The sequence below is a fragment of the Streptomyces alkaliphilus genome, from assembly GCF_014141535.1.
Lineage (GTDB): Bacteria > Actinomycetota > Actinomycetes > Streptomycetales > Streptomycetaceae > Streptomyces > Streptomyces alkaliphilus.
In genome coordinates this window covers 1-4,974 of record NZ_VKHT01000334.1, presented here as the reverse complement: position 1 = coordinate 4,974, position 4,974 = coordinate 1, and the positions used below count along the sequence as shown (strand labels likewise).

The following is a 4,974-nucleotide window of genomic DNA, read 5'->3' as shown; positions in this document are numbered from 1 at the left end:
GTCCCTCCCCGTGCCCCGAACCCACCGGATTCCGCGCCCCGAAGGAGCCGTTCCGTGACCGACACCGCCCACGCCGACCACACCCGTCACGCCGACCACATCCGTCACGCCGACCACACTCGTCACGCCGACCACACCCGTCACGCCGACCACGCCGAGGCCGCCGAGTCCCGCACCGCCGCCGAGGAATGGGACGACCTCTACCGCGAGAACGAGCGCAAATGGAGCGGCAGCCCCAACCCCGCCCTGGTGCGGGAGTTCCCCGAGCCCGGTCCCGGCACCGCCCTGGACCTGGGCTGCGGTGAGGGGGCCGACGCCATCTGGCTGGCGCGCGGGGGACGCCGTGTCACCGCAGTGGACGTCTCCCGCGTCGCCCTCGAACGCGGCGCCGCGCACGCCGAGGAGGAGGGTGTCGCGGACCGGATCGACTGGCAGTGGCACGACCTCGCGGAGACCTTCCCCGAGGGCACCTGGGACCTGGTCAGCTCGCACTTCCTGCACTCGTGGACCGAGCTGCCGAGGGAGCGGATCCTGCGCCGGGCCGTCGCGGCCGTGGCCCCGGGCGGGACCCTGTTGATCGTGGGGCACGTCGAGGCGCCCGGCGGGGGCCGGCACGGCGATCACGGGGAGGAGGGCGACGCGGGGAACCACGGGCCCCACGCCACGGAGCTGCCGACCTCCCGCCAGGTGCTGGAGTCCCTCGACCTGCCTGAGGGGGAGTGGGAGGTGCGGCGCTGCGAGGAGGAGGAGCGCACCCGCACCATGCCCGACGGGAGGGTCGTGGAGTACACCGACACCACCCTGCGGCTGCGCCGCCTCCCGGCCTGACCGACTCGGCCCCCGGCCGCCGGGGGAGGGGCGACGGTCGTGGTCGTCCCCTCCCCCGGCGGCCGGGGGCCGCACTCTCCGTGGGAAGCGGTTCCGTGGCCGCCCATCCGGGCCCGACGGGGCCTCCGGTGCCCATGCCACCGGCGAACACGGGAATGCCAATACTCCACCATTGGCTCTTTCCGTACCGGGATTGGACCCCGCAGCATGTGACCATGCGGATACATGTCGTTGATGCCTTCACCGATCGGCCCTTCGCCGGAAATCCGGCGGCCGTTTGTCCACTCGACTCCGGCGATTGGCCCGATGCCACCTGGATGCAACGGCTCGCGGCGGAGCTGAACCTCTCCGAGACGGCCTTCGCGCTCCCGCTCCCCCCGGATGGCGAAGCCGACTGGGCCATCCGTTGGTTCACCCCGGTCGTCGAGGAGAAGCTGTGCGGCCATGCCACCCTGGCCACGGCCCATGTTCTGCGCACATCGAGGGGAGTCGACGGCACCGTGCGCTTCGCCAGTCGATACCACGGCCTCCTCACCACCCACGCCCACCGGGACGGGAGCGTCACCCTGGACTTCCCCGCCGCCCCCGGCACCGCCGTTCCCGCACCGGGTGACCTGGCACGGGCGTTGGGTGCCACACCCGAGGCGACCTTCACCACCGGAACCCTCGGCGATCTGCTCGTGGTCCTCCCCGACGAAGCCGGGGTGCGGGCCGCCTCGCCCGACCTCCGGGCGCTCGCCGAACTCACCCGACGCAACGGGTTCCGCGGGGTGATCATCACGGCCCCGGCCACCGGCCCGGGCCGGGGATACGATTTCGTCTCGCGCTACTTCTCCCCGGCCGACGGAATCCCCGAGGACCCGGTCACGGGCAGCGCCCACACCGCACTCGCGCCGTACTGGTCAACGCGCCTGGGGCGGGACGGACTCACGGGTCTGCAGGCCTCCGCGCGCGGCGGCTCGGTGCACACCGAGGTGCACGGTGACCGTGTGCGTCTGTCGGGGCGCGCGGTCACCGTCCTCGAAGGTCGGCTTCATTCCGTCGCCGAGCCGGGGTCGGCGACGGAATGAAGCCGGACCCCGTTGATCCGCCGGCTCCCGAGCGGGGCCGAGCCCGTCCTCCACGGGCGGTGTTCCCCGTCGCGAGCGTCCCCGGACCCGCCGGCCCGGGGGCCGGCCGGATGGCGAGGTCACCCCGGAGGACTACAACTCCCGGATGACGCGGGCGGGGTTGCCGACGGCGAGGACGTTCGCCGGCAGGTCGCGGGTGACGACCGCGCCGGCGCCGACCACCGTGTTCTCCCCGATGGTCACGCCGGGGCAGACGATGACCCCGCCGCCCAGCCAGACGTTGTCCCCGATGGTGATCGGCCGTGCGGCCTCCCACTTCGCCCGTCGGAGCTCGGCGTCCAACGGATGGATCGGGGTGAGCAGTTGGACATTGGGGCCGATCTGCACGTCCTCGCCGATGGCGATCGGCGCGACGTCCAGGAACACGGCGCCGAAGTTGACGAAGGTGCCCCGGCCGACGGTGACGTACCGACCGAAGTCCACCCGCAGCGGCGGCCGGATCTCCACGTCCCGGCCCAGCCCGCCGAGCAGTTCGGCGAGCAGGGCCCGCCGCCCGGTGGGGTCGTCGGCGGGGGAGGAGTTGAACCGGTCGCACACCTCGGCGCCGTGCCGCAGGCCGGCGGCGATCTCCGGATCGTCGGCGAGGTACCAATCCCCCGCGAGCATCCGTTCCTTCTGCGTGCGCCCGTCCTCGTCGGTGGCCGCCCCGGTGACCGTGTCCGGCGGCTCCGGCGGCTCGGTCGCGTTCGTCAAGGTGGCCCCTCCGTCCCCCGCCCCCGAGGGGGCGGGCGTGCGCGCGGTCAGTTCGTGCCCAGAACGACGGCCGAGTACGGCGGGAGTGCGAGCGGGGTCCCCGGCGCCGGGACCGTGATGTCCCCGAAGGTCGCGGCGAGCACGCGCGGCGCCCCCGTCCCCCCGGCCGGCTCCGGCAGCGGCACCCGGGCACCCTCCGCGGAGAGGTTGACCGCCACCGTCAGGGGCGGGTTGCGCAGCACCAGCCACCGCGCCGCCTCGTCGTACTCCACGGAGACCGCCGCCAGCGGCCGGTCCGCCGGCAGGTGCTCGTGCCGCAGCGCCAACAGTCTCCGATACCAGCCGAGCAGCCACTCCTCCTCCGGCCGCCCGGGACGGCGCAGGCAGGAGCGGTCCCGGGTGGCCGGGTCCTGCGGGTCGGGGATCTCGGACTCGGTCCAGCCGTGCGAGGCGAACTCCCGCCGCCGGCCGGTGCGCACCGCCTCCGCCAGGTCGGGGTCGGGGTGGTCGGTGAAGTACTGCCAAGGGGTGCGGGCGCCCCACTCCTCACCCATGAACAGCATCGGGGTCATCGGCCCGCACAGCACCAGGGCCGCCCCGCAGGCCAGTTGGGCGTCGGTGAGGGACGCGGCCAGACGGTCGCCCTGCGCGCGGTTGCCGATCTGGTCGTGCGTCTGGGAGTACCCCACCAGCCGGTATCCCGGTACCGCCTCGCGGTCCAGGGGCGCCCCGTGCCGGCGTCCCCGGAAGGAGGACCACCCACCGGCGTGCAGGAACCCGTCGGTCAGGGTGGTCGCCAGCGCGGCGATCGGGGTGCGGGCGAAGTCGGCGTAGTACCCCTGGCCCTCGCCGGTCAGAGCGGTGTGCAGGGCATGGTGGAAGTCGTCGTTCCACTGCCCGTCCAGTCCCAATCCACCGGCCGCGCGGGGGGTGACGGTCGCCGGGTCGTTGCGGTCGGACTCCGCGATCAGGAACAGCGGACGGCCCAGCTCGGCGGACAAATCGTCGACCCGACGGGAGAGTTCGGCGAGGAAGTGTTCGGCGCGGTTGTCGGCCAGGGCGTGTACGGCGTCCAACCGCAGGCCGTCCAGCCGGTAATCGCGCAGGAAGGCGAGGGCGCTGCCGATGAAGTGGTCGCGGACCTCGTCGGACCCGGGGCCGTCCAGGTTGATCGCCCAACCCCACGGGGTGTGGTAGCGGTCGGTGAAGTACGGGCCGAACTCGGCGAGGAAGTTGCCCCACGGACCGAGGTGGTTGTGGACCACGTCCAGCACCACGCCCAGCCCGTGGCCGTGGGCGGCGTCCACCAGGCGGCGCAGGCCGTCCGGGCCGCCGTAGGGTTCGTGCACCGCCCACGGCGCCACCCCGTCGTACCCCCAGCCGTGCCGGCCGGGAAAGGAGCACACCGGCATCAACTGAACGTGGGTGATGCCCAGTTCCGCGAGTTCGGGGAGGTGCTCGACGGCGGCGTCGAAGGTGCCGGCGTCGGTGAAGGTCCCGACGTGCAGCTCGTACAGCACCGCGCCGGGCAGGTCCCGGCCCTTCCACGGGTGGTGCCAGGTCCACCGGGCCGGGTCGTCGATCACGGCCCCCGGTTTCCCCGGACCCTCCGGCAGACGGCGGGCCCGCGGGTCCGGGCGCACCGGGCCCTCGTCGAGCGAGAAGCCGTAGCGGTCGCCGGGCGCGGCCGGCGCCTCGACCCGCCACCACCCACCGCCCGGCCCGTCGGCCGGCTCGGGATCGTGTCGGGTCATCGGCACCCGTCGGTCGCGCAGGTGCAGCTCGACCCGCTTCGCCTCCGGCGCCCACACCTCGAACCACTCGCTCCGCATGGTCACCCATGGTCGCGGTGGGCCGGCCCGCGCGCCACACCGCCGCGCCGGACGGGGCCGGAAAGGGGGGCGTGGCCGGCGGGAAACGCCGGATCGGCCGAATCCGCCGGTATCCCCGGGAATTCGTCGGGAACCGTTCGCGAATCACCCGCATCGCGCTGACCGGCGACGATCTGGACACCGGCCGCGAGCGTCGGGAGAATGACGGACCATGAACTCCCTCGAAGCCGGCCCGCCGCCACCCCGGGTCTCCGACGCCGAACGGGAGTACGCGCTGGCGCTGTTGCGGGAGGGCGCGGCGCAGGGGCGGGTATCGCACGACACCTTCCTGCGTCGCATGGAGGTGGTTCTGGGCGCGCGGCGTCCCGATGAGCTGCGGGCGGTTCTGGAGGACCTGCCGCGCCGGGCGCCGGCCGGGGCCGCGCCGGTGCCGTACGCCGCCGACGGGGTGTTCCCGGTCCCGGTGGAGCGCGGCGGGGACGGCGGGCGGC

The 4,974-nt window shown here is 74.1% G+C and carries 5 protein-coding genes; 3 read left to right on the top strand and 2 right to left on the bottom strand.

What is annotated here, in order from left to right; genetic code table 11:
* Positions 1-54: 54 nt before the first annotated feature.
* The gene (locus FNQ90_RS12440; RefSeq protein WP_323379914.1) at positions 55-828 is read left to right on the top strand and encodes a class I SAM-dependent methyltransferase; all 774 of its coding nucleotides are present in this window, start codon (positions 55-57) and stop codon (positions 826-828) included.
* Between the two features lie 215 nt (positions 829-1,043).
* The gene (locus FNQ90_RS12435) at positions 1,044-1,898 is read left to right on the top strand and encodes a PhzF family phenazine biosynthesis protein (protein ID WP_182606433.1); all 855 of its coding nucleotides are present in this window, start codon (positions 1,044-1,046) and stop codon (positions 1,896-1,898) included.
* Between the two features lie 132 nt (positions 1,899-2,030).
* On the opposite strand, the gene FNQ90_RS12430 is transcribed toward FNQ90_RS12435, so the two are convergent.
* Together FNQ90_RS12430 and treZ are read right to left on the bottom strand one after the other, a co-directional pair.
* Entirely contained in the window at positions 2,031-2,564 is a 534-nt protein-coding gene (locus FNQ90_RS12430) for a sugar O-acetyltransferase (RefSeq protein ID WP_182606432.1), read from the bottom strand.
* 134 nt (positions 2,565-2,698) lie between these two features.
* Positions 2,699-4,483 (bottom strand): malto-oligosyltrehalose trehalohydrolase, encoded by a 1,785-nt coding sequence (gene treZ, locus FNQ90_RS12425; RefSeq protein ID WP_182606431.1) that lies wholly within the window; start codon positions 4,481-4,483, stop codon positions 2,699-2,701.
* A 211-nt stretch (positions 4,484-4,694) separates the two neighbouring features.
* Between treZ and FNQ90_RS12420 the strand changes: the two genes are divergently transcribed.
* Positions 4,695-4,974: DUF1707 SHOCT-like domain-containing protein (locus tag FNQ90_RS12420; protein WP_182606430.1), on the top strand; the 280-nt coding region annotated here is incomplete at its 3' end.

Coding starts and splice junctions, on each gene's coding strand:
- FNQ90_RS12435 (WP_182606433.1), top strand. CDS start 1,044: ATGCGGATACATGTCGTTGATGCCTTCACCGATCGGCCCTTCGCCGGA.
- FNQ90_RS12430 (WP_182606432.1), bottom strand. CDS start 2,564: ATGCTCGCGGGGGATTGGTACCTCGCCGACGATCCGGAGATCGCCGCC.
- treZ (WP_182606431.1), bottom strand. CDS start 4,483: ATGCGGAGCGAGTGGTTCGAGGTGTGGGCGCCGGAGGCGAAGCGGGTC.